This is a genomic window from Pseudonocardia yuanmonensis (assembly GCF_039542425.1).
Lineage (GTDB): Bacteria > Actinomycetota > Actinomycetes > Mycobacteriales > Pseudonocardiaceae > Pseudonocardia > Pseudonocardia yuanmonensis.
In genome coordinates, this window is the sequence record NZ_BAABIC010000010.1 from 1 (window position 1) to 26,529 (window position 26,529).

The 26,529-nt window shown below is 72.8% G+C and carries 28 protein-coding genes; 8 read left to right on the plus strand and 20 right to left on the minus strand.

The genetic code is table 11. The features are described from left to right. From ABD990_RS15840 to ABD990_RS15855, 4 genes are all read right to left on the minus strand, one after another. The coding region (locus ABD990_RS15840; protein ID WP_345381275.1) for a BCCT family transporter at positions 1-913 on the minus strand (913 nt) is incomplete at its 3' end. A gap of 405 nt (positions 914-1,318) precedes the next feature. Beyond that, positions 1,319-2,407, minus strand: coding sequence for an S-(hydroxymethyl)mycothiol dehydrogenase (locus ABD990_RS15845; RefSeq protein ID WP_345381527.1), 1,089 nt, complete (start codon positions 2,405-2,407; stop codon positions 1,319-1,321). Between the two features lie 47 nt (positions 2,408-2,454). Beyond that, positions 2,455-3,870 carry an MFS transporter gene (locus tag ABD990_RS15850; RefSeq protein WP_345381276.1) on the minus strand — a complete coding sequence of 472 codons (1,416 nt, stop codon included), beginning with the start codon at positions 3,868-3,870 and terminating at the stop codon, positions 2,455-2,457. A gap of 167 nt (positions 3,871-4,037) precedes the next feature. After that, the gene (locus tag ABD990_RS15855) at positions 4,038-4,829 is read right to left on the minus strand and encodes an IclR family transcriptional regulator (RefSeq protein WP_345381277.1); all 792 of its coding nucleotides are present in this window, start codon (positions 4,827-4,829) and stop codon (positions 4,038-4,040) included. Positions 4,830-4,951: 122 nt separating this feature from the next. Here ABD990_RS15855 and ABD990_RS15860 point away from each other — a divergent pair, with 122 nt between their 5' ends. The 3 genes from ABD990_RS15860 to ABD990_RS15870 all read left to right on the plus strand — a co-directional run bounded on the left by ABD990_RS15860 (position 4,952) and on the right by ABD990_RS15870 (position 7,702). Continuing rightward, entirely contained in the window at positions 4,952-5,314 is a 363-nt protein-coding gene (locus ABD990_RS15860; RefSeq protein WP_345381278.1) for a bifunctional 3-phenylpropionate/cinnamic acid dioxygenase ferredoxin subunit, read from the plus strand. Continuing rightward, entirely contained in the window at positions 5,314-6,489 is a 1,176-nt protein-coding gene (locus ABD990_RS15865) for an NAD(P)/FAD-dependent oxidoreductase (RefSeq protein ID WP_345381279.1), read from the plus strand. The genes ABD990_RS15860 and ABD990_RS15865 overlap by 1 nt, the downstream gene beginning before the upstream one ends. A gap of 76 nt (positions 6,490-6,565) precedes the next feature. Next, positions 6,566-7,702, plus strand: a complete 1,137-nt coding sequence (locus tag ABD990_RS15870; RefSeq protein ID WP_345381280.1) for an aromatic ring-hydroxylating oxygenase subunit alpha — start codon at positions 6,566-6,568, stop codon at positions 7,700-7,702. Positions 7,703-7,709: 7 nt separating this feature from the next. Here the strand turns inward: ABD990_RS15870 and ABD990_RS15875 are convergent, their stop codons facing one another. The 5 genes from ABD990_RS15875 to ABD990_RS15895 form a co-directional block, all read right to left on the minus strand. After that, on the minus strand, positions 7,710-8,501 hold the full coding sequence (locus ABD990_RS15875; RefSeq protein ID WP_345381281.1) for an IclR family transcriptional regulator: 792 nt from the start codon (positions 8,499-8,501) through the stop codon (positions 7,710-7,712). A gap of 121 nt (positions 8,502-8,622) precedes the next feature. Continuing rightward, positions 8,623-10,044, minus strand: coding sequence for an LLM class flavin-dependent oxidoreductase (locus tag ABD990_RS15880; protein ID WP_345381282.1), 1,422 nt, complete (start codon positions 10,042-10,044; stop codon positions 8,623-8,625). After that, the gene (locus ABD990_RS15885) at positions 10,041-10,319 is read right to left on the minus strand and encodes a hypothetical protein (RefSeq protein WP_345381283.1); all 279 of its coding nucleotides are present in this window, start codon (positions 10,317-10,319) and stop codon (positions 10,041-10,043) included. Before ABD990_RS15885 ends, ABD990_RS15880 begins: the two co-directional genes overlap by 4 nt. A gap of 44 nt (positions 10,320-10,363) precedes the next feature. After that, positions 10,364-10,612, minus strand: coding sequence for a flavin reductase family protein (locus ABD990_RS15890; protein WP_345381284.1), 249 nt, complete (start codon positions 10,610-10,612; stop codon positions 10,364-10,366). A 45-nt stretch (positions 10,613-10,657) separates the two neighbouring features. Beyond that, positions 10,658-12,010 carry a flavin monoamine oxidase family protein gene (locus ABD990_RS15895; protein WP_425569611.1) on the minus strand — a complete coding sequence of 451 codons (1,353 nt, stop codon included), beginning with the start codon at positions 12,008-12,010 and terminating at the stop codon, positions 10,658-10,660. Between the two features lie 337 nt (positions 12,011-12,347). Between ABD990_RS15895 and ABD990_RS15900 the strand changes: the two genes are divergently transcribed. The 4 genes from ABD990_RS15900 to ABD990_RS15915 all read left to right on the plus strand — a co-directional run bounded on the left by ABD990_RS15900 (position 12,348) and on the right by ABD990_RS15915 (position 15,764). Continuing rightward, a complete protein-coding gene (locus ABD990_RS15900; protein WP_345381286.1) occupies positions 12,348-12,818 on the plus strand; it encodes a 3,4-dihydroxy-2-butanone-4-phosphate synthase in 471 nt (156 codons plus the stop codon). Next, on the plus strand, positions 12,815-13,936 hold the full coding sequence (locus ABD990_RS15905; RefSeq protein WP_345381287.1) for a zinc-binding dehydrogenase: 1,122 nt from the start codon (positions 12,815-12,817) through the stop codon (positions 13,934-13,936). Before ABD990_RS15900 ends, ABD990_RS15905 begins: the two co-directional genes overlap by 4 nt. A gap of 220 nt (positions 13,937-14,156) precedes the next feature. Next, on the plus strand, positions 14,157-15,149 hold the full coding sequence (locus ABD990_RS15910; RefSeq protein ID WP_345381288.1) for a phosphotransferase: 993 nt from the start codon (positions 14,157-14,159) through the stop codon (positions 15,147-15,149). Positions 15,150-15,254: 105 nt separating this feature from the next. Continuing rightward, positions 15,255-15,764, plus strand: coding sequence for a hypothetical protein (locus tag ABD990_RS15915; protein ID WP_345381289.1), 510 nt, complete (start codon positions 15,255-15,257; stop codon positions 15,762-15,764). Between the two features lie 53 nt (positions 15,765-15,817). Here ABD990_RS15915 and ABD990_RS15920 read toward each other — a convergent pair whose 3' ends face one another. The 4 genes from ABD990_RS15920 to ABD990_RS15935 form a co-directional block, all read right to left on the minus strand. Then, positions 15,818-16,183 (minus strand): Rieske (2Fe-2S) protein, encoded by a 366-nt coding sequence (locus tag ABD990_RS15920; RefSeq protein ID WP_345381290.1) that lies wholly within the window; start codon positions 16,181-16,183, stop codon positions 15,818-15,820. Then, on the minus strand, positions 16,180-17,247 hold the full coding sequence (locus ABD990_RS15925) for an amidohydrolase family protein (protein WP_345381291.1): 1,068 nt from the start codon (positions 17,245-17,247) through the stop codon (positions 16,180-16,182). Before ABD990_RS15925 ends, ABD990_RS15920 begins: the two co-directional genes overlap by 4 nt. Continuing rightward, positions 17,229-18,323 (minus strand): amidohydrolase family protein, encoded by a 1,095-nt coding sequence (locus ABD990_RS15930; RefSeq protein WP_345381292.1) that lies wholly within the window; start codon positions 18,321-18,323, stop codon positions 17,229-17,231. Before ABD990_RS15930 ends, ABD990_RS15925 begins: the two co-directional genes overlap by 19 nt. A gap of 86 nt (positions 18,324-18,409) precedes the next feature. Then, positions 18,410-19,219: an N-acyl homoserine lactonase family protein gene (locus tag ABD990_RS15935; RefSeq protein WP_345381293.1), complete on the minus strand. Its 810-nt coding sequence runs from the start codon at positions 19,217-19,219 to the stop codon at positions 18,410-18,412. Positions 19,220-19,452: 233 nt separating this feature from the next. On the opposite strand from ABD990_RS15935, the gene ABD990_RS15940 reads away from it, so the two are divergent. Beyond that, positions 19,453-21,201: a sigma-54-dependent Fis family transcriptional regulator gene (locus ABD990_RS15940; protein WP_345381294.1), complete on the plus strand. Its 1,749-nt coding sequence runs from the start codon at positions 19,453-19,455 to the stop codon at positions 21,199-21,201. Positions 21,202-21,521: 320 nt separating this feature from the next. On the opposite strand, the gene ABD990_RS15945 is transcribed toward ABD990_RS15940, so the two are convergent. The 7 genes from ABD990_RS15945 to ABD990_RS15975 form a co-directional block, all read right to left on the minus strand. Continuing rightward, positions 21,522-22,661: a mandelate racemase/muconate lactonizing enzyme family protein gene (locus ABD990_RS15945; protein ID WP_345381295.1), complete on the minus strand. Its 1,140-nt coding sequence runs from the start codon at positions 22,659-22,661 to the stop codon at positions 21,522-21,524. Between the two features lie 34 nt (positions 22,662-22,695). After that, positions 22,696-23,040, minus strand: coding sequence for an NIPSNAP family protein (locus tag ABD990_RS15950; RefSeq protein ID WP_232868793.1), 345 nt, complete (start codon positions 23,038-23,040; stop codon positions 22,696-22,698). Continuing rightward, on the minus strand, positions 23,037-23,753 hold the full coding sequence (locus ABD990_RS15955) for an EthD domain-containing protein (protein WP_345381297.1): 717 nt from the start codon (positions 23,751-23,753) through the stop codon (positions 23,037-23,039). Before ABD990_RS15955 ends, ABD990_RS15950 begins: the two co-directional genes overlap by 4 nt. Next, entirely contained in the window at positions 23,735-24,331 is a 597-nt protein-coding gene (locus tag ABD990_RS15960; protein WP_345381298.1) for a thiamine pyrophosphate-dependent enzyme, read from the minus strand. The genes ABD990_RS15955 and ABD990_RS15960 overlap by 19 nt, the downstream gene beginning before the upstream one ends. Beyond that, positions 24,318-24,842, minus strand: coding sequence for a thiamine pyrophosphate-binding protein (locus tag ABD990_RS15965; protein WP_345381299.1), 525 nt, complete (start codon positions 24,840-24,842; stop codon positions 24,318-24,320). Before ABD990_RS15965 ends, ABD990_RS15960 begins: the two co-directional genes overlap by 14 nt. 29 nt (positions 24,843-24,871) lie before the next feature. Next, positions 24,872-25,087 (minus strand): dodecin, encoded by a 216-nt coding sequence (locus ABD990_RS15970; RefSeq protein WP_345381300.1) that lies wholly within the window; start codon positions 25,085-25,087, stop codon positions 24,872-24,874. 117 nt (positions 25,088-25,204) lie between these two features. Then, the gene (locus tag ABD990_RS15975) at positions 25,205-26,449 is read right to left on the minus strand and encodes an LLM class flavin-dependent oxidoreductase (protein WP_345381301.1); all 1,245 of its coding nucleotides are present in this window, start codon (positions 26,447-26,449) and stop codon (positions 25,205-25,207) included. Between the last annotated feature and the right edge of the window lie 80 nt (positions 26,450-26,529).

Here is a 26,529-nt window from a genome sequence, read left to right on the forward strand (position 1 = left end):
CGAAGAACGCCAGGATGGCGGCGAGCACCATGTTGATGTTGCTGAGGTACTGGATGCCCTTGGCCACGCCGCTGACCGCGGAGGCGATGAACGCGATGGTCAGCACCACGATGATGCCGACGAGCAGGCCCGTGCCCGGGTTGTTCATCCAGCCGAGCGCGGCGATGCCGCCGCCGATCTGCAGCGCACCCAGCCCCAGCGAGGCCGCGGATCCGAACAGGGTCGCGAAGATCGCGAAGATGTCGATCGCCTTGCCGAGCGGACCCTCCGTGCGCCGGGTCCCGAGCAGCGGGGCGAAGGCCCTGGAGATCAGCTGACAGCGGCCCCGGCGGAAGGTGCCGTAGGCGATCGCGAGCCCGACGACGGCGTAGATCGACCACGGGTGCAGGGTCCAGTGGAACAGCGTGGTCGCCATCGCCACGTCGAGCGCCTGCGGCGTGCCGGGCACTGCGGTGCCCGGTGGCGGCGAGGTGAAGAAGGACAGCGGCTCGGCCACGCCGAAGAACATCAGGCCGATGCCCATGCCCGCGGAGAACATCATCGCGACCCACGAGCTGGTGCGGAACTCCGGCCGCTCGCCGTCGCAGCCGAGCGGGATCCGGCCGAAGCGGCTCACGGCCAGCCAGAGGGCGAACACCACGAACCCGCTGGCGGCGAGGATGAAGAACCAGCCGCCCATGCTCATGATCCCGGACAGCACCGCACTGGAGACGGTGGAGAGGCTCTGGGTGCCGGCGATGCCCCACACGATGAAGGCCACGACGAGCACGGCCGAGACGCCGAAGACGACGCGGTCGGTCGGCTGCCGACGGTCGGCAGCTCCCGACCCGGTCGTCGTCACGACACCGTCGGTGTCCTCCGGGCCCGGCCCGGTGGCCGGATCCCGGCCCGTGGTGGGTTCCTTGACTGTCATCGCTGCGTTCCCTTCGTCGGAGATGGTGCGGTGCGCGTTCGGGTTCGGGCGGGTCTCGTCGAGCCGCCCCCGCGGCGCCACGGCACCGTGGTCACCTCGTGTCGCGGGACGGTGACGGGGTACGTGCACGTGCAGGTCGTGAGGAGTGGGCGAGGAACGTCCCGACGTCCGCAGCGATGTCCTGTGGGCGCCGTGCTGTCCGAGTGTCGGCCGCGTGCGGCGTGCGTCAAGGGGCTCGTCGAATTCGGCCCGCAGGTCCGGCCGGTCGGCGCAACCCCCGTGGCCGGCGACGATCGGCGCGGCGGCCACCGCCGTCCGGGGTTCGGTGACCGCGAGCGGTCCACTTCTCGAGGTAGGGACCCTCGGGACCGGCGGCGGGGGAGCCGCCGGGCCCGGAGCCGGGGATCAGAGGACGGCCACCGAACGGAGGACATCGCCGTGGTGCATCTTCTCGAAGGCGGTCTCGATGTCGTCGAGGCCGATCTCCTCGGTCACGAACCTCTCCAGCGGCAGCCGGCCCTGCAGGTACAGGTCGACCAGCATCGGGAAGTCGCGGGAGGGCAGGCAGTCGCCGTACCAGGAGGACTTGAGCGCGCCGCCGCGGCCGAAGTACTCGATCAGCGGGATCTCCGGGGCGACCAGGTCCGGGGTCGGGACCCCGACGAGCACGACGGTGCCGGCCAGGTCGCGGGCGAAGAAGGCCTGCTTCCAGGTCTCGGGGCGGCCGACCGCGTCGACCACGACGTCCGCGCCGAACCCGCCGGTGGCCTCCTTGATCGCCTCCACGGCGTCGGTCTTCCTGGCGTTGACGGTGTGGGTGGCGCCGAACTCGCGGGCCCAGTCGAGCTTCCGGTCGTCGGTGTCGACCGCGATGATCGTGGTCGCACCGGCGAGGGTGGCCCCGGCGATGGCGGCGTCCCCGACTCCGCCGCAGCCGATGACGGCGATGGAGTCGCCGCGGCCCACGCCGCCGGTGTTGATGGCCGCGCCGAGGCCGGCCATGACGCCGCAGCCGAGCAGGCCGGCGACCTGCGGCGTGGCGGCGGGGTCGACCTTGGTGCACTGGCCTGCGGCGACGAGGGTCTTCTCGGCGAAGGCGCCGATGCCCAGGGCGGGGGAGAGTTCAGTGCCGTCGGCGAGGGTCATCTTCTGCCGGGCGTTGTGGGTGTCGAAGCAGTACTGCGGCCTGCCCTTGCGGCACGCGCGGCACTGCCCGCACACGGCGCGCCAGTTGAGGACGACGAAGTCGCCGGGCGCGACGTCGGTGACGCCCTCGCCCACGCTCTCGACGATCCCGGCGGCCTCGTGGCCGAGCAGGAACGGGAACTCGTCGGTGATCCCGCCCTCCCGGTAGTGCAGGTCGGTGTGGCAGACCCCGCACGCCTGGACCTGCACGACCGCCTCGGCGGGACCGGGGTCCGGGACGAGGATCGTCTCGACGGAGACCGGCTGCCCCTTGGCGAGGGCGACCACGCCGTTGACCTTCTGCGCCAACGTCAACACTTCCAATCTGTGGTGGACGGCTCCCGGTCGGACCGCGGTCACGGCCCCGACCGGGAGGGGTTCTCGAGCGGCACCCCGTCGGGCGACAGGACGGGTGCGGGGAGATCGGCGCTGGACTGCAGCGGTGCGGCACCGGCGAGGGCCCGCCCGGCCGGCTCGCGCAGGAACCACGTGCTGACCAGACCGACCACTCCCGCGCCGACGAGGTAGTAGCCGGGCCAGTCGAGGTTGCCGGTGACGGCCACGGCGGCGCCGATCGCCGTCGGCGCCGTGCCGGCCACGGCGGAGACCGCGACGTTGAAGATGATCGCCAGGCTCCCGTAGCGGATCAGGGTCGGGAAGAGCGCCGGGAGCGTCGACGGGGCCACCGCGGCGAAGCAGAGCAACGCGCCGCCCATGATGAGGAGACCGGCGACCTGGCCGGCCGGGCCCTGCCGGAGCAGCCACACCGAGGGCAGCCCGAGGACCACGAGCGCCGTGCTGCCGACGAAGAGGATGGGCTTGCGGCCGATCCGGTCGCTCATCCGGCCCACCCCGAGGATCACGCACAGCATCAGCACCATCACGGCGACCTGCATCGTGGTGGTCACCGTCTCGCTCGTCCCGCTCTCGCCGAAGTCCGGCAGCGTGCGCGTCAGATAGGTCGGCACGTAGTTGGTGAGGACGTAGTTGGTGACGTTCCAGGCGACGACGAGGCCTGCGGCGACCATCGCCGCCCGGCGGTAGCGCCGGACGAGGATCTGGAAGGCCCGCCGGGGCGACATGGTCGAGATCGCCGGCGAGCGCTCCAGGAGCTGCCGGAAGGCCGGTGTCTCCTCCAGGCGCAGCCGGAGGAAGATGCCGGTGATCCCGAGGGGGAGCGCCAGCATGAACGGCAGCCGCCAGCCCCAGGAGAGCAGGTCGTCCTCGGACAGCAGGGCGACCAGGACCGCCGAGGTGCCGGCGCCGAGCGTGTAGCCGACGAGGGTGCCGAACTCCAGCCAGCTGCCGAAGAAGCCCCGGCGCCGGTCGGGGGCGTACTCGGCGACCAGGGTCAGGGCGCCGGTGTACTCGCCGCCCACCGAGAAGCCCTGCAGCATGCGGATCACCAGCACGATCAGCGGGGCGGCGACGCCGATGCTCGCGTACCCCGGGACCAGGCCGAGCGCCACCGTCGCGACCGCCATCATGATCACGGTCGCCGCGAGCACCCTGGTGCGCCCGATCCGGTCGCCGAGCGGCCCGAACACCACCCCGCCCAGCGGACGGACCAGGAAGGCCGCGGCGAAGGTGCCGAGGGTGAAGACCGGGGCCCAGGGGCCCGCGTCGGGGAAGAACACCCGGTCCAGCGCGACGGCGGCCAGGTAGGAGTAGATCCCGAAGTCGTACCACTCGGCGACGTTGCCCACCGCGGCCGCCAGGGTGGCGCGGCGGACCGTGTGCTCCCGCTCGATGGCGGGCGGGCCGACGGTCACGAGGCGGTCCCCGGGGTCGCCGCTCGTGTCCCCTCTCCGAGCCGCCGGACCTGCGACGTGGAGCGGTGGTGACGGGTCATGAGCACCCTCGGTCGTGATCGAAGAACTGATATATCTGTTGACCGTAAGAGGTGTGTCACACCACGTCAACCCCCTCCCCGCCCGGATCAGGGGCTGCTCAGGTGTTGCAGGCGGGCGAAGATCGCGTCGGCTCCGCGGGTCAGCGCCGCCGCGACGGACCGGAAGTCGGCGGGGCCGAGCAGGCCGCCCCGGGCGGACACGCTGAGGGCGCCGGCGATCTGCCCGCTCCCGCCGCGCAGGGGCACGGCGACCGCGTCGAGGTCGGCCTCGAACTCCCCCTGCGTCACCGCCCAGCCCCGGTCGCGGACCCGGGTCAGCTCGGCGAGCAGGGCGCCGCGGGCGACCACGGTCCGGTCCGTGAAGCGCTGCCGCGGCCGGTCGAGCGCGTCCTGCAGGGCCTCGAAGCCGAAGCTCGCGAGCAGGACCTTGCCGGCGGCGGTCGCGTGCAGCGGCGAGCGCATGCCGATCCAGTTCCGGTCGGTCGGCGGCTCCTGCGCGACCACGGTCGCGTACCCGCCCTCGAGCACGCTGACGCTCACGGTGCCCGACAGCTCGGCCGCCAGCCGGGCGCAGACCGGCCTGCTCTCCGCGGCGATGTCGAGCTGCGCCGCGGTCGCGCCGGCCAGGCGCACGATGCCGAAGCCGAGCCGGTACTTGCCGCGGCCGCCGGCGGGCTCGACGAGCCGGTGCTTCTCGAGCACGGCGAGCAGGCGCGACACCGTGGACTTGTGGACCCCCAGTTCCCGCGCGAGTTCGGTGGCGCCGGACGGGCCGTGCCGCGCGAGCAGCGGAAGGATCGACAGCGCGCGATCGACGGCCTGGGAGGCGGAGCGGGTCCCGGCGGTCTGCTCGGGCCGCTCCTCGTCGTTGTTGCACATGCTGCAACTCCGAAACTCGTTGCCGACGAACCGGTCGTCGTCTGTTGACGACGTAGCGTGCACCACCGCATCCTCCGTTGCGAATCGCATGGCGAGTTCCGCAATAAGCAACAGGAGCGAGCATGATCTATGTCGGCACGGTCGCGGACATCCCCGACGGGGAGGCCGTCCGGGTGCAGGGCGAGGTGGCCATCGCGGTCTTCCACGTCGAGGGCACCCTCTACGCGATCGACGACACGTGCACCCACCAGGACGCCTCGCTGTCCGACGGCTGGGTCGACGGCTGCGCGGTCGAGTGCCCGCTGCACGCGGCCTGCTTCGACCTCCGCACCGGCCGGCCCAGCGGGCCGCCGGCGAAGAAGGCCGTCCGGACGCACCGGGTGGTCCTCGCCGACGGCCACGTCTGGGTCGAGGAGACGGTGGGTGTCGAGGCCGAGGCCCGGGCCGGCGTCCCGGTCGCCGTGGGTGCGGGGGAGTCCGCCTGATGCGCGCCATCACCGTCGTCGGGGCCTCGCTCGCCGGGCTCGCCGCCACCCGGGCGTTGCGCGACCAGGGCTTCGACGGCCGGATCGTGGTGGTCGGGGACGAGACGCACGCGCCCTACGACCGGCCACCGCTGTCCAAGGAGTTCCTGGCCGGGGCCCTGTCGGCCGAGGACCTCGCGCTGACGACACCGGAGGACGCCGAGCTGGCCGCCGAGTGGCGGCTGGGCCGCCGGGCGACCGGGCTCGACGCGGCCGAGCGCACCGTCGTGCTCGACGACGGGGAGCGCATCACCACCGACGGTGTCGTGCTGGCCACCGGCGCCCGGGCCCGGCCCCTGCCGGGGACCGTGCCGGCCGGCGTGCACACGCTGCGCAGCCTGGACGACGCCCTCGCGCTGGGGGCCGACCTGGCCCCGGGCGTGCGGCTGGTCGTGGTCGGTGCCGGCTTCATCGGTTCCGAGATCGCCTCGACCGCCGTGGGCCTGGGCGCCGAGGTCGAGGTCGTCGAGGCCGCCGCGGTCCCGCTGGAGCGTCCGCTCGGCACGGAGATGGGCCTGGTCTGCGCGGGGCTGCACGCCGCCGCCGGCGTCCGGCTGCACACCGGGTGCGGGGTCGCGGAGATCGTCGGGTCGCCGCGCGTCACCGCCGTCCGGCTGACCGACGGGCGGGAGCTCCCCGCCGACGTCGTCGTGGTCGGGATCGGGGCGATCCCCAACGTCGAGTGGCTGGCCGGGGCGGGCGTCGTGCTCGACGACGGGGTGGCCACGGACGCGCAGGGCGCGACCTCGGTCCCCGGCGTCGTGGCGGTCGGGGACTGCGCGAACGCGCACCGCGGCTACACCGGCTCCACGATGCGGCTGGAGCACTGGACCAACGCGGTGCAGCAGCCGGTCGGTGCCGTCGCCGCCCTGCTCGGCCGGGTGCACACGCCGGCGCCGCACCACGAGGTGCCCTACTTCTGGTCCGACCAGTACGGGCACCGGATCCAGTTCGCCGGCCACCGCACGCCGGACTGCCGCGTCGAGATCGCCGAGGGCGATCCCGCGGCGGCCGACTTCCTCGCCGTGTACCTCGATCCCGCCGGGAACCCGGTCGCCGCGCTCGGCGTCGACCGCGCCCGCTCGTTCGGCCGGATGCGCCGCCAGCTCGGCAGCCGTCTCGCCGCCGCCAGCTGACCCGCTGCACACGACCCGCCGCACACCGACCCGCCCGCACACCGACCCGCCGCCCGCCACCTGTGAAAGGACCCCAGTGAGCACCGTCGAGATCCCTGGACAGCAGTCCACCACCAGCCTGATCCCGACCCTGCCCGGTTCGCACTACACCGACCCCGCCGTCTTCGAGCTCGAGCAGTCCCGCATCTTCCAGGCCAACTGGTTCGCCGCCGCGCGCAGCAGCGACCTCGCCAAGCCCGGCAGCTTCCGGAAGGTCGAGGTCGGCGGCGAGAGCGTGCTGCTCGTCCGCGGGCGGGACGGCGGCGTGCGGGCCTTCCTCAACGTCTGCCGGCACCGCGGCGCCCAGCTCTGCGTCGAGCCCGAGGGCTCGCTGCGCAACAAGATCCAGTGTCCGTACCACGCCTGGACCTACGGCCTCGACGGCGCGCTGATCGCGGCCCCGAACCTGAACTCGATGGCCGACGTCAACCGCGACGAGTACGGCCTCCACACGGTCCACCTGCGGGAGTGGCTCGGCACGATCTGGATCTGCCTCGCCGAGCAGCCGCCGTCCTTCGCCGACACCGTCGAGGCCGCGGTGACCGCCCGCCTCGGCGACCCGGGCGCGATCGACAAGTGGGCGATCGACACGCTCGCGGTCGGCCGTCGGATCACCTACGACGTCAAGGCCAACTGGAAGCTGATCGTCGAGAACTTCATGGAGTGCTACCACTGCGCGACGATCCACCCGGAGCTCACCGAGGTGCTCCCGGAGTTCGCCGACGGCTACGCCGCGCAGTACTACGTGGGCCACGGGGCCGCGTTCGGGGAGGACGTCAGCGGCTTCACCGTCGACGGCAGCGCCGGCTTCGAGACCATCCCCGGGGTCGACGCCGACCACGACCGCCGCTACTACGCGATCACCGTGAACCCGCAGGTCTTCATCAACCTGGTGCCCGACCACGTGATCTTCCACCGGATGTACCCGGTGGCCGCCGACCGGACGATCGTCGAGTGCGACTGGCTCTACCCGCAGGAGGTCCTGGACAGCGGCCGCGACCTGGACCGCTCGGTCGAGTTGTTCCACCGCGTGAACCAGCAGGACTTCGACGCCTGCGAGCGCTGCCAGCCGGCGATGTCCTCCCGGGCCTACGCGAACGGCGGCGTCCTGGTGCCCAGCGAGCACCACATCGGCGAGTTCCGCGACTGGGTCGCCGCCGCGATCGCCGGCTGACCGGCACTCAGAAGCTCGGTCCGCCCCAGAGCAGCTCGGTCAGCCGGTCGATCGTCTTCTGCATCTCCTGCAGGCCGCTCGGGATCCGGCTGCGGGTGAAGCGCGTCCTGGGCCCGTTGAGGGTGAGGATCGCGATGAGGGTGCCGCTCCTGTCGCGGACCGGGCGCGACAGCGAGAGCAGCTCCGGTTCGAGCTCGTTGTCGATGATCGCGTAGCCCTGCTCACGGACCTGGCCGAGCTCCGTGAGCAGGGCCTCGCGGTCGGTGATGGTGAAGGGCGTGTAGGCGGGCAGCGTCTCGGGCAGCTCTGCCCGGAGCCGTTCGGGGGAGCGCTCGGCCAGCATGACCTTCCCGGTGGAGCTGGCGTGCAGCGGGTAGCGCTGTCCCACCATGTTGCGGGCCAGCGCCCCCAGGACGTGGGAGCCGGCCGCCTCGGCGACGAGGTCGAGCCCGCCCTCGAGGTTGGGGACGGACAGCGTCACGGACTCGTTGACGGCGTCGGCCAGTTCCTGGAGCAGCGGTTGGGCGTGCGCGACCAGACCGGCGGCCGGGTCGGCCCGGCGTCCCAGCCGCGCCAGCTCCCAGCCGAGCACGTAGTTCGTGTCCACGCGGTCGACGAGGCCCTCCTGCTGGAGCGTCTGGAGCAGTCGGAAGGCGGTGGGCCTGCTGAGGCCCACCGCCTTGGCGAGGGTGGTGACCGTGGCACCGGTGCGTGGGTGAGCCGCGAGCGCGCGCAGCAGGGCCACCGCCTTGGCCACCGACTTGTTGGTGAGATCCGTCGGCTCCGTCGCCTCGCCCATCGTCTCCCCTCACCGAGTGCTGCTCACCTTACGGATCCTCTGTTCACTGAGCGAACGCGGCCGCCGTGCACAGGTCGGTGGAGGCCCCGAGGACCAGGCGCCGTGCGTGCGCGGACGTCTCTCAGACGGCCACCTCGTAGTCGGACGCGGCAGCGGGCCGGGGCCGGTCGTCGGCCCGGACGGTGTAGCGGCTGCCCGGGTGGTCGTCGCGCAGCCGGACCGTGCCGGGGCCGTAGAGCTTCTCCCGCAGGGTCGAGCCCTCGTACTCGGTCCAGACCACCCCGCGACGCTGCAGCTCGGGCACGACGAGCTCGACGAAGTCCGCGATGTCCTGGTACTTGACGCCGTGCCCGAGGTTGAAGCCGTCGATGCCGGTCTCGTCCATCCACCGGATCAGCTCGTCCGCGATCGTCGCGGGGGAGCCGACCAGGGTGGGGCCGGTGCCGCCGATGCCGATGAACTCCGCGATGTCGCGCGGGGTCCATTCCTTGTCGGGGTCCATCTTCGAGAAGAGGTCGACCATGGTCTGGCCGGCGTTGGTGTCGACGTTCCGGAACGGCACGTCGGGGTCGAACTGCGCCATGTCCAACCCGGTCCAGCCGCTGTAGCGGGCCATCGCCCCCGTGTAGCCGACCAGTCGCCGGTAGGACTCGTACTTGGCGTGGGCCGCCTCGTCCGTCGGGGCGCACACGACCGAGAGCATCTGCAGGACCCGGACGCTCTGCGGGTCGCGCCCGGCCCCGGCCGCGAGACCGCGCAGCTGCTGCACCTGGCGGGCGAGCGAGGGGATCGACACGGCGTTGACGAAGACGGCCTCGGCGTGGCCGGCGGCGAGGGCGCGCCCCTTGGCCGACCCGCCCGCCTGGAAGATCACGGGGGTCCGCTGCGGGGACGCCTCGCACAGCGCGATGCCCGGGACGTCGAAGTAGCGGCCGTGGTGCCCGATCTCGTGGACCCGGGCGGGATCGGCGAACACGCCCGCGGCCCGGTCGCGCACGACGGCGCCGTCCTCCCAACTGCCCTCCCAGAGCTTGTAGCAGACCTCCAGGTGCTCGGCGGCGACGTCGTAACGCTCGTCGTGGGGGACCTGGGTGCCGGTGCCGAGGTTGCGCGCGGCGCTGTCGGCGTAGGAGGTGACGAGGTTCCAGCCGACGCGGCCGTCGGTGAGGTGGTCCAGCGTCGTGAACCGGCGGGCCAGGGCGTAGGGGTGCTCGTAGGAGGTGGAGGCGGTCAGCCCGAAGCCGAGGTTCTCGGTCACGGAGGCCATCGCGGAGACCACGAGGAACGGGTCGTTGGCCGGGATCTGCCCGGCGTCGGAGAGGGCGCCGGCCACGCTTCCCTGGTAGACGTCGTGGTAGCCGACGTTGTCGGCGAAGAAGACGCCGTCGAACCGCGCCTGCTCGAGCAGCCGGGCGTAGTCGGTCCAGTAGCGCAGGCTCGTGTACCGGTCGCCCCGGTCGGCGCCGTGCCGCCACAGGCCGGCCGAGAGGTGGGCCGGGCCCTGGAAGTCGAAGGCGAACAGGCGCATGCGGCGGGAGGTCATCGTCGGTCTCCGTTCTGGTCGTTGCGGGTGCGGGTCCCCCACGAGCCGGACTCACCGGCGACGTTGACGGTGCGGGGAGCCCCGAGCGGGTTCGTCTCCTGCACGGCGGGAGGCAGGACGGCCTCGGGCGCGTCCTGGTGGACCACCGGGCGGAGGAAGCGCCGGATCGCGGTGGATCCGACCGCGGTGTGTGCGGCCGAGGTGGTGGCGGGGTAGGGGCCGCCGTGGTGCTGCGCCGGGGTGACGGCGACACCGGTCGGCCAGCCGTTGAACACGAGCCGTCCGGCGCGTGTCGCGGCCAGGGTGCGAACTTGTCCGGCTACTTGTCCGGCTGCCGCCGGGACAGGGCCCGGCGGACGTGCTCCTGCCCCTCGGCGAGCACACTCGCGCAGAGCCGCCCGGCCCGGCGGACCCCTGGCCGGCTCGTCGAGGTGCGGGCCACGCTGAAGGTGACCAGGGCAGGGGCCAGGGACAGGGACTGGAAGGTCCCGACGACGAGCCCGTGCGGGCCCGCGGCGGGGTCCGGCAGCCCGGCCAGGGCCACGAGGCCGGCCGGCAGGGTGCCCATCACCGAACGGAAGTTGGGCTTCGTCGATCGTGGGGACGGACCTGGTCACGGCAGGTCCCTCTCGGTCGTGCGGCTCGTGACGGACGGTCGACGGGGGAGCCCGGCGCTGATCTGGCGCGCGGCGCGCAGGGCGCTCTCGACAGCGCCGTCGATGAACCCGGCCCAGAGGTCGGCGATGTCGCTGCTCGCGAAGTGCAGCACGCCCTCCGCCGCCTGCTGGTCGGCGAGATACCCGGTCAGCTGGCCGGGGCGCTGCATCAACCAGGTCTCCCGCGAGAACGGGTCGCCCATCCAGTCGTGCCCGGTGGTCTCCAGGACCTCGAGGTCGTCCCGCCAGACGGTGAGCGCCCGGGCGACGGCGTCGCGGTCGTTCGGGTCCAGCCGGTCCGCGTCGGCGCCGAACGCCACGAGGACGGCGTCGTCGTCGCCCAGGTACTCGGTGCGGACGACCGAGAGCGGGTGGGCGGCCGAGGAGTAGGCGAAGAACGGCTGGACCGGTCCGCGGACGCGGATCCACGCCTTCAGCCCGCGCGACGCGGTCTTCTCCCGGGACGCCGCGAGCTTGCCCGCGTTCAGCGGCGGGTCGACCTGGAGGTCCCCGAGGATGTTCTGCGGGAGGGTGAGCACCACGCGGCGAGCCGAGACGGCCTGCCCGTCCGTCGTCCGCACCACGGCGCCGTTCGCGTCGTGCTCGATCCGGCTCACGACGGTGCCGGCGCGGATGTCGGCCCTCGTGTCCGCCGCGAGGGCGGCCACGAGGGCGGCCGTCCCGTCGGTGAGGCGGAAGACGGCCGACGCCTCGTGCATGAGGTGCCAGGACCCCGCGGTCGCCGCCGTCCACCGGAGGGCGTTCGCGAACGCGCCGTCCTCGAGGGGGGCGTTGAAGTGACCCACCCACGCGGCCTCGTTGGCGTTGTACTCGTCCTCGGACAGCTGCAGCTCCGCCAGCTTCTCCCCGACGGTGAACTTGTCGGCCTCCGCGACCTCGGGCCCGGCCGTGGGCGCGTCGGGGCGCGGGATCACCCGCATCGTGTCGGCGAGCAGCCGACGCATGCCCGGGTCGATCAGCTGCATGAAGCCGTCCAGCGTGCCGGTCCGGACCTCGTCCCCGGCCAGCCAGTAGGCCTTCTCCGGGCGCGGGCCCCGGGTGACCCCGAGGCCGTAGCGGCTGACCTCCGCCCAGACGTGGGGCTGCACCCAGTGGATCCAGGTGCCGCCGATCTCGAGGTCGCGCCCCAGGCGGTGATCCGTCCAGACCCGGCCGCCGAGCCTGTCGCGGGCTTCGAGGACGACCACCCGGAGACCGGCCCGGGTCAGCTCGCGGGCGGTGACCAGCCCTGCGACGCCGGCTCCCACCACCACCACGTCGGCATCGACGGTGCTCCCGTCGGCTTCCACGATCATCTCCCTTCGTCGGATACGTTCACATAATGAACAATGCGTTCAAAGCAGTGCGGCAAGCGTGAGGTGGGCCACCGGTCCTGTCAAGGGGTGGTCGCGGGGCTTCCTCGCGTGAATCCGGCCTGTCACGAGGGTGGACGTCCTCGATCCGAGGACGCCCTAGCCGTTGACGCCGGGCGGCGCGGCTGCCACTCTTCGGTCGATTCGTTCACTAAGCGAACGCATCGTGGTGAAGCTCGCACAGCGGCCCGATCGGGTCGCCCGTCGGCCGAGCCGGTCCACGGTCGGACACCGAGGGAGCCGACCACCAGCCCAGGAGGAGGGATGTCCGACGATGGCGTCCACCGAGAGGCCCTCGCCGTCCTCGGCGCCGGGAGGCAGGGTCCTGGTGGTCGACGACGACCGGGAGAACGAGGGCGACCTGATCATGGCCGCCGAGCAGGCCGACACGGACTCGGTCGCGTTCTTCCTCGAGCACACCTCCGGGTTCCTGTGCGTCGCGATCGACCAGCGCGGGGCCGAGGCCCACCGGCTCGGCCCTCCGTCGAGCAGCTGCGGACGACCTCCGCGGGGCCGGATCCTCGACGAGCTCGGGATCGGCCGGGTGCGGCTCGCGACCGACAACCCCGAGAAGATCGGCGCGCGCGAGCAGCACGGGATCGACGTCGTGCAACGGATCGCGCACGAGTCGTCGGCCACCCTCCACGACGTGGAGTACCTGACCGCCGAGCGCGACCGCATGGCCATCTCCTCGAGCGGCTGCGCTGACCACCCCCACCCACGTCGACAGCGAGGAAACGCATGACGAGGACGAGGACGACCGTGCCGGACACCATGCCGGCCGCGGTACTGGTCGGCTTCGGGGGCCCCGTGAGCCTCGAGCTCCGGCAGGTCCCCGTCCCGGCACCGGGGCCGGGGGAGGTCCTGGTCGAGGTGTCCGCGGCCGCGGTCAACAACACCGACATCTGGACCCGGAAGGGCGCCTACGGTCTGCCCGGGCACCCCGACGCGCTCGCGGGTTGGCGCGGTCCCGTCGACTTCCCGCGGATCCAGGGCGGGGACATCGCGGGCCGGGTCGCCGCCGTCGGCCACGGCACGGACGACGCCCTGCTCGGGGCGCGGGTCCTGGTCGACTCCGCCCTCTACGACGGGGACGGACCGGACGCCAACCCGGTGGGCCTGCTGGGCAGCGAGGCCGACGGTGGGTTCGCCTCCTACGTCGTCGCCCGGGCCGACCGGGTCCACCGGATGGACGGGTCCCCGCTGTCCGACGAGGAGCTGGCGTGCCTGCCGATCGCGTACGGCACCGCGATGGGCATGCTCGAACGCGGCCACCTCCGCGCCGACGAGACGGTCCTGATCACCGGCGCCTCCGGCGGGGTCGGATTGGCCGCGGTCCAGCTCGCCGCCGCGCGCGGCGCGCGGGTGGTCGCCGTGACCTCGCCGGAGAAGGAGGACCTCGTCCGCGAGGCGGGCGCCGCCGAGGTCGTGCACCGCGACCGGGATCCCGCCCGCACGGCCGGGGCGGCGGCGCGCGTGGCGCCCGACGGGCTCGACGCCGTGGTCGACGTCGTGGGCGGGCCCCTGCTCACCCGCCTGCTCGAGCACGTCCGGGACGGCGGCAGGTGGGTGATCGCGGGCGCGGTCGGCGGCGCCTCCACCGAGCTCGACCTGCGCCGGCTCTATCTGCACAACATCAGCCTGATCGGGTCCTCGATGCACACACCGACCCACTTCGCCCGCCTGGCCGAGGACGCGGCGGCGGGCCGGGTCCGGCCGCGCATCGCCGCGCGCTACGACCTCGCCGCCATCCACGAGGCGCAGGAGGCCTTCGCGCGCTCGGCCGACGTCGGCAAGTTCGTCCTGACCCCTCCGTGCGGGCACGACGCCCGTCCCGCAACGACGACGACGGTGACGTCGTGAAGATCTCGCGGATCGAGACCACGCCGCCGGAACTCCGGGCGGCCGGTTCGGGATGGGCTGTCACATCCGGCGAGATCGAGACGTCTGTAGGTCGAGCCCACCTCGTCGGCACGTGGGGGGAAGGCGAGGTGGGTGGCCCGGCCCGCCACCGGGCGCCCCCGGTGGCGGGCCGGTTCGGTCTGCGCGGAAGGTTCTCCACGGGCACGCGATGATCACCCGCGTGCTGACGGTGCCCCGGGACTGGTCCGAGCTGACGCCGGCCTGGATGAGTGCCGCCCTGGGCCGGGCCGTGACGCGAGTCCGCGTCGCCGACGTCGTCGACGGCACGAACTCCCGCGCGGTCGTGGAGCTCGGGTACGCGGGCTCCGGCGGGCCGCCGCGGGTGTTCGTCAAGCGGGAGGGGCGGCTCCTCAACCGGGTGGCGCTCACCGCACTGGGTGCGCGCGAGGCCGAGGCGAACCTGGTCCGACACGGCCCGGACCTGCCGCTCGAGCACCCCGCCTTCCACGCCGCGGCGACCGACCGCCGTCGCCTCGCCGCCGTGGTCGTCATGGAGGACGTGACGCTGCGCGGCGGGCGCCCGAACAGCGCGCTCGCGCCGCTGACCGTCGAGCAGGTCGCCGCCGGTCTCGGCGAGCTGGCCCGCCTGCACGGGACGTTCTGGGACGCTCCGCTGCCGGCGTTCGTGCGTCCGTGGCGGCTCGGTCCCGCCTGGGCTCCCGTCGCCCGGGCCGGCTTCGTCCACGCCCTCCGTAAGCTGCGGCGGGCCGGGCACCCCCTCGGCCTCGACGCCGGGGAGATCGAACGAGGGTTCCGCGGGTGGGCCCGGATCGCCGCCGCCGGCCCGCAGACGCTGCTGCACGGCGATCCCCACCCCGGCAACACCTACACGGTCGGGAACACCGTCGGCTTCTACGACTGGCAGCTGGTCCGCTCCGGCAGCTGGGTCCACGACGTCGGCTACTTCCTCACCTCCAGCCTCCCCGTCGCCGACCGGCGCGAGCACGAGCGCGCGCTGCTGGCCGGGTACCTCGACGCCCTCGGTCGTCGGCCCCCCGACGCCTGGCGGCTGTACCGGTCGACGCCGGTGTTCGGGCTCGGGGCCTGGCTGCAGACCTGGGCGGCGGGCACCTTCCAGCCGCACGACATCTGCCTCGTGACGATCGAGCGCTTCGCCGCCGCCCATCACGACGCCCGGCGGGACGGCGGCTGAGGGTCTCCGAGGAGGGGGACGTCGTCGGCAGGTGTGCCGGCGCAGGCCGACCGACCGGCCTGCCGTGCCTGGACCACGCGATCGAGGTCCGGCACCATGCCCGTCATGACCGACGAGGAGGGACCCGCTCAGGGCGAGCAGGATCCCGCGAGCACGCCGTCCGGGACCGGCACGATCGCGTCTGTCGGCAGCGTCGGGACCACCGACAGTGTCGCGGTCGCGGGCAGCGCGGGCACCGTCAGCAGTATCGCCGTGGCCGGGAGCGTCTCGACCGCCGGCAGCGTGGGCGTGGCCCGGAGCGCGTCCACCGCCGGCAGCGTCGCGGTGGCCGGGAGCGTGGCGACGGCCGGCAGCGTCGCCGTGGCCGGGAGCGCGGCCACCGCCGGCAGCGTCGCCGTGGCCGGGAGCGCCGCCACCGCCGGGAGCGTCGGGATCGTGGCCAGCGTGCTCACCCTCCTCGGCGTCGGCCTCCGCTGGTGCGTGGGCACCCTGGCCTGCGTGAACTGCATGCGCTGCGTGGCCTGCATCGGGTGTGTCGACTGCGTGGACTGCGTCGGGTGCATCGGCTGCGTCGGCCTCCGCGGGGCGATCGGGCAGCGAGGCGTCCGCGCCTGACCGGCGCCGGAGGCGCGCAGCACGTCGTCCGGCCCCCGGGCCCTCGGCCGACGTCACAGGTGGAGGACGACGTGCTCGCCGTCGCTGGTCACCCGGTAGCTGCGGACCCGGAGCCCCTCCGGGTCCACCCAGGAGCGGCCGGTGCGCATGTCGAACTCCCACTGGTGCCACGGGCAGCGGAGGATCTCGCCGCGTCGCTCGTAGTGGTACACGCCGGGCCTCGGTGACGTGAGCGCCCCGGACGGCACGCCCTCGCACAGCGGCGCGCCCTCGTGCGGGCAGGTGTTGCGGAGCGCGACGTAGTCGTCGCCGAGGTTGAACACCCCGATGGAGCGCCCGTCGACGTCGACGATCTTCCGGCCGCCCGGGGGGATCTCGTCGGCGGCGGCCACGACGACCTGCCGGTGCGAGCCGGTCACGAGGCCAGCCGGTAGGTCGCGCACGCGTTGTCGTGCATGATCCGTCGGCGCAGGTCCGGGGGCACGCGGGTGCGGAAGGCACGGTACGGGTCGTCGAAGTCCCAGTGCGGGTAGTCGGTCGAGAACATGAGCAGGTCGGCACCGACCTCCCGGAGCAGCGGCACCAGGTCGGCGGCCCGCTCGGGTTCCTCCATCGGCTGCGTCGTGATCCTGATGTGGGTGCGCAGGTAGTGCGACGGCGGGTACCGCAGGTCGGGCACCTCCTCCCCGAGCCGTGCGTGGAGCGCGTCGAGGCGGTGCGCGAGGGCGGGGACCCAGGCGAAGCCGCCCTCCAGCAGGACGACGCGGAGCCCGGGGAACCGGTCGAACACCCCGTTGAAGATCAGGCTGACGACCTGGGCCTGGAAGGCGACGGCGAGCCCGGTGTGGTCCTCGATGTAGTACGAGGGCCAGCCCGTCGCGGTGATGGGGCCCGGTGTGGTCGAGGCGGCATGGATGCCGACGGGCAGTCCCGCCCGGCAGGCGGCCTCGTAGATCGGCCAGTACTGGCGCCGTCCGAGGGGGGCGGCGGTCCGCGGGTACAGCAGGACCTGCACGAACCCCGGGTGTGCGGACGAGCGGTCGATCTCCGCGGCGGCCAGGTCGGGGAACTCGAACGGCACGGTGACGGACGCGCGGAGACGCTCGTCGCGCTCGAGCCACTGCTCGACCTGCCAGTCGTTCACCGCGGCGGCGAGTGCGGCGCCGTAGGCGTCGTACCGCTGCTCGGGGGCGCGGAAGAGACAGTTGAGCACGGCGCGCTCGACCGGGTAGGCGTCGAGCAGCTGCCCGCGCATGAAGTCCAGGTCGGAGCCGGGGAGCCCGCCGGTCGGGGGCCACGCGTCCCGCCTGCTCGCCAAGCGCGCCGCCTTGGGGTAGGCGTAGCCCTTGGTGAACGGCGAGAAGGTCCGCGAGCCGACCAGCTCCATGTGCCGTCGCCAGCGCTGCGACAGGTAGGGCCGCAGCTCCTCGTCGCCCGACACGGCGTTGTGCACGTCGCAGTCGATCAGTCCGCCTGTGCCCATCCGGCCTCCTCGGGCAGTCGGTACAGCCGCATCGCGTTGCCGGACAGCACGAGCTCCCGTTCGGCGGGGGAGAGCTGCTCGAGCAGTGCGGTGGGTGCGTTCCCATGGTGCCAGTGCGGGTAGTCGCCGGCGTGCAGGAGCATCTCGACGGACCCGAGCCGGGTGAGGAACCGGTCCACCCACGCGTGGTCGAGGCCGGGAGGAGCGTCGAGCGGCGTGGTGCTCAGCAGCACGTGCTCCCGGATCACCTGCGACGGCGGCCGGTCGACCCAGGGCACCTCGCGGCGGAGGGCCTTCCAGTTCTTGTCGAAGCGCCACATCAGCGAGGGCAGCCAGGTGACGCCGCTCTCCAGCAGCACCACCCGAAGGCCGGGATGTGCGGCGAACACCCCCTCGGCCACCATGCTGGTCAGCTGGGACTGCAGCGTGAGGGCCGCGCAGGCGTAGTCCTCCACGTAGTGGGACGGCCATCCCACCGGTGACAGCGGGTTCGCCGAGCCGACGCCGGGGTGCACGGCCACCGGCAGGTCCGCGGCCTCGGCCGCCGCGTAGATGGGCCAGTGGACCCGCTGCCCGAGCGGCGCCGGGGTCGACGCGGGCAGCAGGACCTGCACGAAGCCCCGCCCGGCCCAGCGCGCGACCTCCTCCGCGGCCGCGTGCGGATCGCGCGTCGAGACCACGATCGACGCGCGGAAGCGGGGGTCCGCGGCCAGCCACTGCGCGGCCTGCCAGTCGTTGAGGGCGCGGGCCATGCTCGCCGCCCAGTCCGGGTTGTGCACCGCGGACACGGCGTACAGGCAGTTCAGGACGGCGTACCGCGCGCCCGGGCCGTCGAGGACGTGGTCGCGCACGACGCACGGGTCCGAGCCGGGCGGTCCCTCCCCGACGCGGCTCCCCGGCCGTGCCGACAGCGGAGCACCCGGCGGGTAGAAGGCCGGGTCGAACCCCTCGACGCCCGTCTCCCGGCAGTAGTCGACCCAGCTGGCGGGCAGGTACGGGAACAGCGCCGAGAGCCGGGGGACGGCGTTGTGCACGTCGCAGTCGACGGCGCCGGTCGCCCTGATCGTCGTTCCCACGTCCGCCACCTCCCCTCACCCGGGCCGGGCGGCACCGCCTGCGATCCGCGGCGCCGCCCGTCCCTGCCGACCGACGACAGGACCGGCTACGCGTACGTGTGGCCCTCGTCGAACCGAATCGCCTTCAGCTCCTTGCGCCCGTCGAAGTGCTGGATGCCGGTCTCGTCGTGACCCGGGAAGAGCCAGGCGTCGTTCTCCCGGGCGACCTGCCCGAGCGACTCCAGCGAGGTCCGCCACTTGTCGATGTCCCAGTAGATCTGCGGCTCGCCGGTGGGCTCGACGTAGTTCTCGTGATGGTAGAGCGCGTCCGAGGTGAGCAGGACCGTGCCGGTGGTCTCGAGCTGCAGCTGCAGGGCCATCTGCCCGGGTGTGTGGCCGGGCAGGTGGAGCAGGCGCACACCGTCGGCGATCTCCATGGAGCGGCCCGACACGAGGGTGGGCTTCTTGTCGCCGAGGAAGGCCCAGTCGACGCGGGCGAAGAAGTCCTTGTCCTCGTCGAGGCTCATGATGTGCGCGTACTCGTCCTCGTGCACGACGATCTCGGCCCCGGCGTCCTCGAACAGCCGCAGCCCGCCGGCATGGTCGGTGTGCATGTGTCCCTGGATGACGTACCGGAAGTCGTCGGGCCCGAGGCCCAGCTGCTCGAGACGGATCTCGAGGCAGGCCTCCGGGGTCACGGCGCCGAGGTCGACGACCTGCTTCCATTCCGGGAGCCACTCGTCCGGACACCGCGCGGACAGGCCCGTCTCCCAGAGGATCCGGCCCTGCGGGGTCTCGATGATGTAGGCGATCGCCGGGCAGTTGTAGGGCGCGCCTACGTGTTCGGCCTTGTTCACCAGGAGCGACATGTCGAGGCCCATGTAGCCCAGGTTGACGCCGCGGAGCGTGACGCCCATCGCTTCCTCCCGAGATGGTCGTGGTGGTGTGCCGAGGACGGGCACGTCCGACGATTCGACCGCTTCGAGGGGGGTGACCGGTGTCCGAACTTGGGGCACGACGAGCCGCTCCCCGGCCGTGTCCCAGATTGCGACAGCTCCGGCCCCGGTCTCCGACCTATCGTTCGTGCGGCGGGCGGCCCTGCTGCCCTGGTCCTGCAGAACGACGAGGTTCTGGTGGAAGGGATCGAGTGGTGGACGACATCCTGGCCAGTGAACGAGAGTCCTTCCTCTCGTCGGGGGCCGCGCCGGTGCGCGTGCGTGCCGAGATCTCCTCGTCGTGGCAACGGTGCTCGAGCTGGTCGGTGGCCACCGACCGCCTCGCCCCGCCGTACCGTCCGGGCGTCGACCCGGAGTCGCGGCTGCTGCGTGCGGCCGGCCCGGTCCTGGACGCGATGAACGCGCGGCTCGGCGAGCTCGGCATCAGCTTCCTCGTGACCGACGCGACCGCGCGCATACTCGACCGCCGGGTGCAGAACCGGCGCCTCCTGCACACCCTCGACTCCCTCCACATCACCCCGGGTTTCGTCTTCGCCGAGGACGCGGTGGGGACCAACGGCGTGGGCACGGCCGTCGAGCTCGGCCGGACCACCCGCATCGACGGCCACGAGCACTACGTCGACGAGCTCGTCCGGTTCACCTGCGTCGGCGTGCCGATCATGGACCCGCTGACGCGCCGAGCGATGGGCATTCTGGACATCACCTGTGGTGCGGACCGGGACAACGGGCTGGTGACCGTGCTCGCCGAGCAGACGGCGACGGCGATCGAGCAGCGGCTCTTCGAGCAGCAGACCGTCCAGGAGCGCGCGCTGCTGGCGCACTTCCTGTCCGGCAGCAGGCGCTCCCACGCCGGGATCCTCGTCCTCAACGACCGGGTCCAGATGGCCAATCCCCAGGCGGCAAGGCTGCTCGACGGGGTGGACCAGCCGCTCCTGTGGGACCACGTGGCCCGGGTGCTCGCCGGTTCCTGCGCCGACGGAACGGTCGACGGCGACCTCCCGCTGCCCGGTGGACGCAGTGCCCGGACCCGGACCATGCCCCTGCGGGACGGCGGTGAGGTGATCGGGGCGCTGGTCGAAATCCGGCCCGCAGCCGAGCCCACAGCGTCGGCGCGGTCCGCCCCCCGCCTCACCGCGCCCGACGGACTGGCCGGAACCGACCGGGCCTTCCTCTGGGCGTGCCGCGCGGCTCGGTCGGCGCTCGCCGTCCGGACCGTAGTGCTCTGTGGTGAACCAGGGGTCGGCAAGGCCGCGGTCGGGTTCGCACTCCTCCGCGAGCACGGCGACGACCCACTGGTCTGCGATGCCGCGCAGGCCGAGGTCACCGGCCTCGACGCGTGGTTCGACGGTCTGCGCGTCGCGCTCGCCGAACCGCCCGGTGGGCTCCTGCTGCGCCACCTGGACCTGCTCGACGGGCTCGCCCGACGGCGCCTGTCCGCGATCCTCGGCGACGCGTGCGCCCGCGGGTGGCGCTGCGTGGCGACCTTCCGGTGCGCCTCGTCCTGGGACGACATGGTGCTGCCCGGGCTCGACGCCGATCAGCTCCGCCTCCCGCCGCTGCGAAACCGCCTGCGCGACATCCCCACGCTGATCGCGGCGTTCGCGGCCCCTCGAAGGGTCGCACCCGAGGCCGTGCAGCTGCTCATGCGGCTGTCCTGGCCGGGCAACATCGGAGAGTTGCGGAGGCTGGTGGAGCGGGTGCTCGAGGCGACCCCGGGCGGAGCGGTCGCCGGGCTCGCCAACCTGCCCCCGGAGGTGCGGCGGGCCGCCCCGCGCCTGACGCTCACGCGCTTCGAACGGGCCGAGATCCACGCCATCCTCGACGCTATGGCCGAGACCGGCGGGAACAAGAAGGACGCCGCCGCACTCCTCGGCATCTCGCGGTCGACGCTGTACCGGAAGCTGCAGGCGGCCGGCATCGACCTGGACAACACGACCTTCTGACCCCGAGCGAAGGAGCGCAGGCGGCATGAACACCGTCGACCCCACGTCCGCGGCGGGCGTCGGAGCACCCGCCGATCCGAAGGCGTCCCGGAGGGAGGCCGCGCGGCACTGAGCGAGCTGATCGAGCTGCCGCTGCCCTTCGTCGCCGACCTGTACGAGGCCACGGTCGACGACATCTCCTTCGCCTTCCCCGAGGGTCACCCCGCGGGCAGGCTCGCCCCCTTCACTCCGCTGTCGGCCCCCTCGGTGATGTGGGCGGACGTCACCTTCACCTACTCGATGGGCGCGTGATCCGCGACTACCTCGCCGAGGCGTGAGGGTCACCGCACGAAGCCGGGGCCCTCGATCACGGGGTGGGCGGCGAGGAAGTCCTCGTCGACCTCCACCCCGAGCCCCGGTCCCTCCGGTGGGAGCACGGTGCCGTCCGGGCGGGTCGGGAGCGGAGTCGGCACCAGCTCGTCGCGGAACAGGTTGTCGTGGCTGACGTCGGCCTCGTAGTAGCCCGCGTTCTCGGTCGCCGCGAGCAGGTGCACGGTCGCGGCCATGTTCAGCCCCGTCGAGGCGGTGTGCGGGTGCACGCGCAGCTTCCACGCCGAGGCCATCGCGGCGATCCGCTGCACCTCGGTGATCCCGCCGGACTTGGACAGGTCGGGTTGCAGGACGGTGACGGCGCCGTCCTCGACCAGCCGGTGGAACTCGAAGCGTGTGTAGTGGTTCTCGCCGGCCGCCAGCGGCACACCGATGATGCGCGCGGCCTCGGCGTAGCTGCGGTGATCGTGCGGCGGGAACGGCTCCTCCAGCCAGCCGACCCGGTGCTCGCGTAGCCCGGGGGCGACGCGTCGTACGTCGTCGAGGTCGTAGGCCGTGTTCGCGTCGACGAGAACGTCCAGCTCGGGGAACTCCGCGCGGACCGCGGCGATGCGGGCGAGGTCCGGTCCCGGGCCCTCGCCGATGCGCAGCTTGACCGCCTGGTACCCGCGCTCGACCAACGGTCGTACCTGGTCGAGCAGTGCCTCCGGCTCGCTCCAGCCCAGCGCCACACCCCCGGCGTAGACCCGGACCGGTCGGGCGGCGCCGCCGAGCAGCCGGTGCAGCGGCCAGCCGGCCGCCTTGCCCCGCACGTCCCAGAGCGCCATGTCGATCCCGCTCAGCGCGATCGCCGCGGCGGCGCCGAGCCCGTGGCTGGCGAGTTGGGCGGTGTAGACGCTGCGCCAGATGCCGACGACGTCGGCGGCGTCCAGCCCAAGGACCAGCTCGCGCAGCGTGCTGTTGATCAGGTGTCCGATCGTGCCGGGCGAGCGGGCGTGGTGCGCCTCGCCCCAGCCCACGAGACCGTCGCCGGTGCGCACGCGCACGACCACCGCGTCGCGCTTGACCGCGCGGCCTATCCCGAGCCGCTCGCCGCCACGCGGGCTGACGGGGAACGAGGTGGGGAACGCGGTGACGTCGACGATCTTCATCGGGGACTCCGCGGCAGGCGGGCCCTGGTGCCGGTCACCCCGTGGGCCCGGACTCGACGCCCGGGAAGTCCGCGGTCGTGAGCAGGCGGCGGCGAACCCGCGCGACGAGCGGACCGGCCTCCTCGCTACGCGCGGCCACGGTCTTCCACTCGGGGTCGGCGAAGAAGGCCGCCCACTTGCTCTGCAGGTCGTCGTAGGAGTCGAAGCGCAGGACGTAGACGATCTCGTTCTTCGAATCGTCCCCGACATCGGTGCGGCTGAGGAACACCAGCTCCATCCCGTGCTTGCGGAAGATCCGGCAGGTGGCGGAGTTGAACCGCTCGACCAGCGCCGGCAGGCGTCCGGGCACGGCGGTGTACTCGCGCAGCTCGTAGATCATCGTGACGCTCCCGGTGCCGACGGGGACGTCGGCGAGTCGACGGTGACGGTCTCGGTCGTGATGAGGAACGGCAGGTGTCCGGGCGCGAGGAAGCGCGGCTCGTCCTCGCGGGTCGCACGGTACTCGGGCAGGGTCGCGGATCGGCGCATCGCCGCGACGTCGGCGAACCAGGTCGTCGCCAGCCCGTCCCAGCGCGGCGCATCGTCCTCGGTCGTGTAGCACGAGGACAGGCAGTGGCTCTGCACGTACCTCCGGATCGGCGCGATCGTGGCGGCCAGGGGCCCGTGCACCTCCCGCCAGTAGCGGCGGAACTCCGGGCACGGCAGATCCGGCCGACGGGTCACGAACTCGATGCTCTTGACTGCGCCGGCGGGGTTCCCGAGATCCTTGACGACGTGCTCCTCGACGTGCAGCACGGTCAGCGAGGCCGGGTCCAGCGCGCGGTCGCCGATCAGCGCGGTGAAGGCCCGGGAGGCGCTGGCCCACCGGGCCACCGCTTCGTCGGGGAACCACAGCTCGTGGACGAGGTCGTAGATCGGGTCGCCGCGGCGGTAGCCGCCGAGCAGGGTGAGCGACTGGACCTGACGAGTCGCACCCTCCAGTCCGGCGAGCCCTCGGGCGAGCTCCTCGGCCGCCCAGGCCCGGAACTGCTCGAGCGGCCACTCCGACGCACGACGGCCGAGCACGACCACCTTCACAGGTCCGCTGTGCACGTGGTGACCTCCTGTTCCGTGTCCCGCCGACCAGCGGCGCGGACGGCCGCGGTGAACTGCGTTCGGACCGAGCCGGGATCGACGAACGGCGACGGGCCCGGCCTGCTGCCGGTCTCGACCACGGCCTCGACCAGCGCCGGGCGGGGCAGCCCCAGCAGCGCGTCGCGCAGGTTCCGGCCGTCCGACACGCGGGCGGCGCTGAGGCCGGGAAGTGCGCCCGCCACGTCGGCGAAGCAGGGATCGACGGGCAACGGCTGCCCCCCGGTGATCGAATAGTGCCCGTCGTTCAGTACCACCGCGACGAGGTTCGCCGGCCGGTACGCGGCGACGGACCAGAGCCCGTTGGCGCTCATCAGCAGTTCGCCGTCCCCGAGCAGGGCGACGACGGCGCGCTCGGGCACCGCCTCCGCGACCCCCAGGGCGGTGGCGAGCGCCGACCCCATCGCGCCACCGAGGTACAGGTGCGGGCCGTCGTCGGACGCGAGCCGCAGCGCCGACGTCGCTGTGCCGAGCGCGGCGACCACGAGAGCGTCCGGGTGCGTCGCCAGTACCACCGCCGCCACGTCAGTGGGCTCCACGGCCACCACCCAGTTCCGGTTCGAGCGCCACCGCGGCGGTACGCCCGGCCCGCCGGGCCAGCGTGAGGACCCCGCCCACGATCGAGGCCGCGTCCCTGCCGTCCGGGTCACGGATCGAGTAGACGGGGATTGCGAGCGCGGCGAGCAGCGCGGGAGTGGCCAGCCCGATCGGCACCTGCGCCGGGTTGGCCTCGCCGAGGGTCCCCCGCATCGAGAGGACCAGGGGCAGCCCGATGCCGTAGGGCACGACGAGCGAGCCCAGGGCGTTCAGGCTGTTGCCCAGACCGGAGCACTGCATGAGCACCGCCGGCCGCCCGCCCGCGAGCGCACGGCCCGCCGCGTAGCCGACGCACTCCTCCTCCCGCGTCAGGCAGCGCATCGCCACCCCACGCTCGGCCAGCCGCGCGAGCACGCCCTGCAGCCGTGAGTCCGGCAGGTGCGCGGCGACGTCCACGCCGCCGTCGACGAGCGCGTCGCCCACCGCAGCCGCCCAGGCGATGCTCCCGCTCACGTCGTCGTCCGCCTCCGCACAGCGTCCGCCTACTGCGCCTCGTCCAGCCGGAACCCGACCTTGAGCCCGACCTGGACGTGATCGACGGCCCCCTCGGCGAGGTGCCCGCGGATCTGGGTGACCTCGAACCAGTCGAGACCGTGCATGGTCTGCGCAGCGCGGGCGATCCCGTTGTGGATGGCCTCGTCCACCGACCCGGGCGAGGATCCGACTATCTCGATGACGCGGTAGATGTGCTCGGACACATGCGCTCCTTCGATATCGGCGGTGGTCCACGGATGTGCGGCCGGTGCTGCCCGGGAACACGGTGGGCGCGGCGTCCCCCACGGTCCGCCGCGCCCCCCGCCCCCGGGGCCGGTCGTCTAGCGGAACTCGGGGATGATGTGCTCGGCGAAGAGCTCGAGCTGCCGCCTGGCCTCGTCGATCGGCATCAGGCCCTGGTCGAAGAACCAGGAGAACCACTCGAGCTCGCCGCCGTTGCCGTGGATCGTCGCCAGGTCCTCGATGTCCCGCTTGATGTCGTCGACCGTGCCGGCCAGGCCGTACTTAGTCCCGGTGAACCGCTCCATCGTCCACTCCTCGGGTGGCAGCAGCGCCGAACCCTTCGGGTACTTCTGCTCGTCGCTCGGGAGGCGCAGGGCCTCCCAGAACCCGAACCCGGAGAAGTAGATCTGGAACCCGTAGTAGTTCGTCCGCTCCATCAGGTTCCAGGCCTGCTGCCGGTCCTCACCGAATGCCACCGCTCGGAACGCACCGATGTTCTCGCCGAGCTTGAGATCGCGACCCGCATCGGCAGCCGAGGACTGGTACAGCTTGGCCAGGTGCGTGAACTGCCCGGGCTCCGCCACGAGGATGATCGGCATGACGCCGTGCTGCGCGGTGTGCACCATCGTCGACTCGGACACCGAGAACGGCTGGAACGCCGGGGGATAAGGCTGCTGGTAGGGCTTGGGGATCACCGAGATCCCACGGATGTGGCCGTTCTCGTCGATCTCGTCCGGGTGCCCGTACTGGCGGGTCCACTCGGCGGCCGGCCACCGGGTGATCCCCTCCTTCGGGGGCACCTTGTAGAACTCGCCGTCGAAGGTCAGCAGGTCGTCCGTCCACGCCTTGTAGATCAGCTCGAGGTACTCCTCGTGCACCGCGCGGTTGTGCTTGTCGTCGGGGCTGCCGTCCATGGGGGTGCCCTTGACCGGGATGTGCTGGCCGAAGACGTTCACCCAGCGGTCCTGGTAACCGCGCGCGTAACCGCCGTACACCCGGCCCTTCGTGAGGTGGTCGAGGTAGGCGACCTGCTCGGCCACCCGCAACGGGTCGTTGGCGGGCAGCACCAGCGACAGCGGCGCGAAGGCGATGTTCTCGGTACGGGCGGCCAGGTCGGCATAGAGCATCATCGGCTGGACCGACGCCTCGAACCCCTCCGAGTGGAAGTGGTGCTCGGTGGTCGAGAACACGTCGAAACCCGCCTGGTCGGCGATGACCGCGAGTTCGCGAACCTCGTCGATCATCGCCTGGAAGGCGTCGACGTCCCGGCCGATGGGGCGCTTGGCGGCGCGCTCCTCCAACGTCGCCGGGATCGTCGGCAGCATGAACAGCTGGAACTTCACCGTCGGGCTCCCTTGCTCTGCACGGGACCGGCGGGGAGGCCGGGCCCGAGGACGGTTGGCGTGCTGACGTGACGATGGAA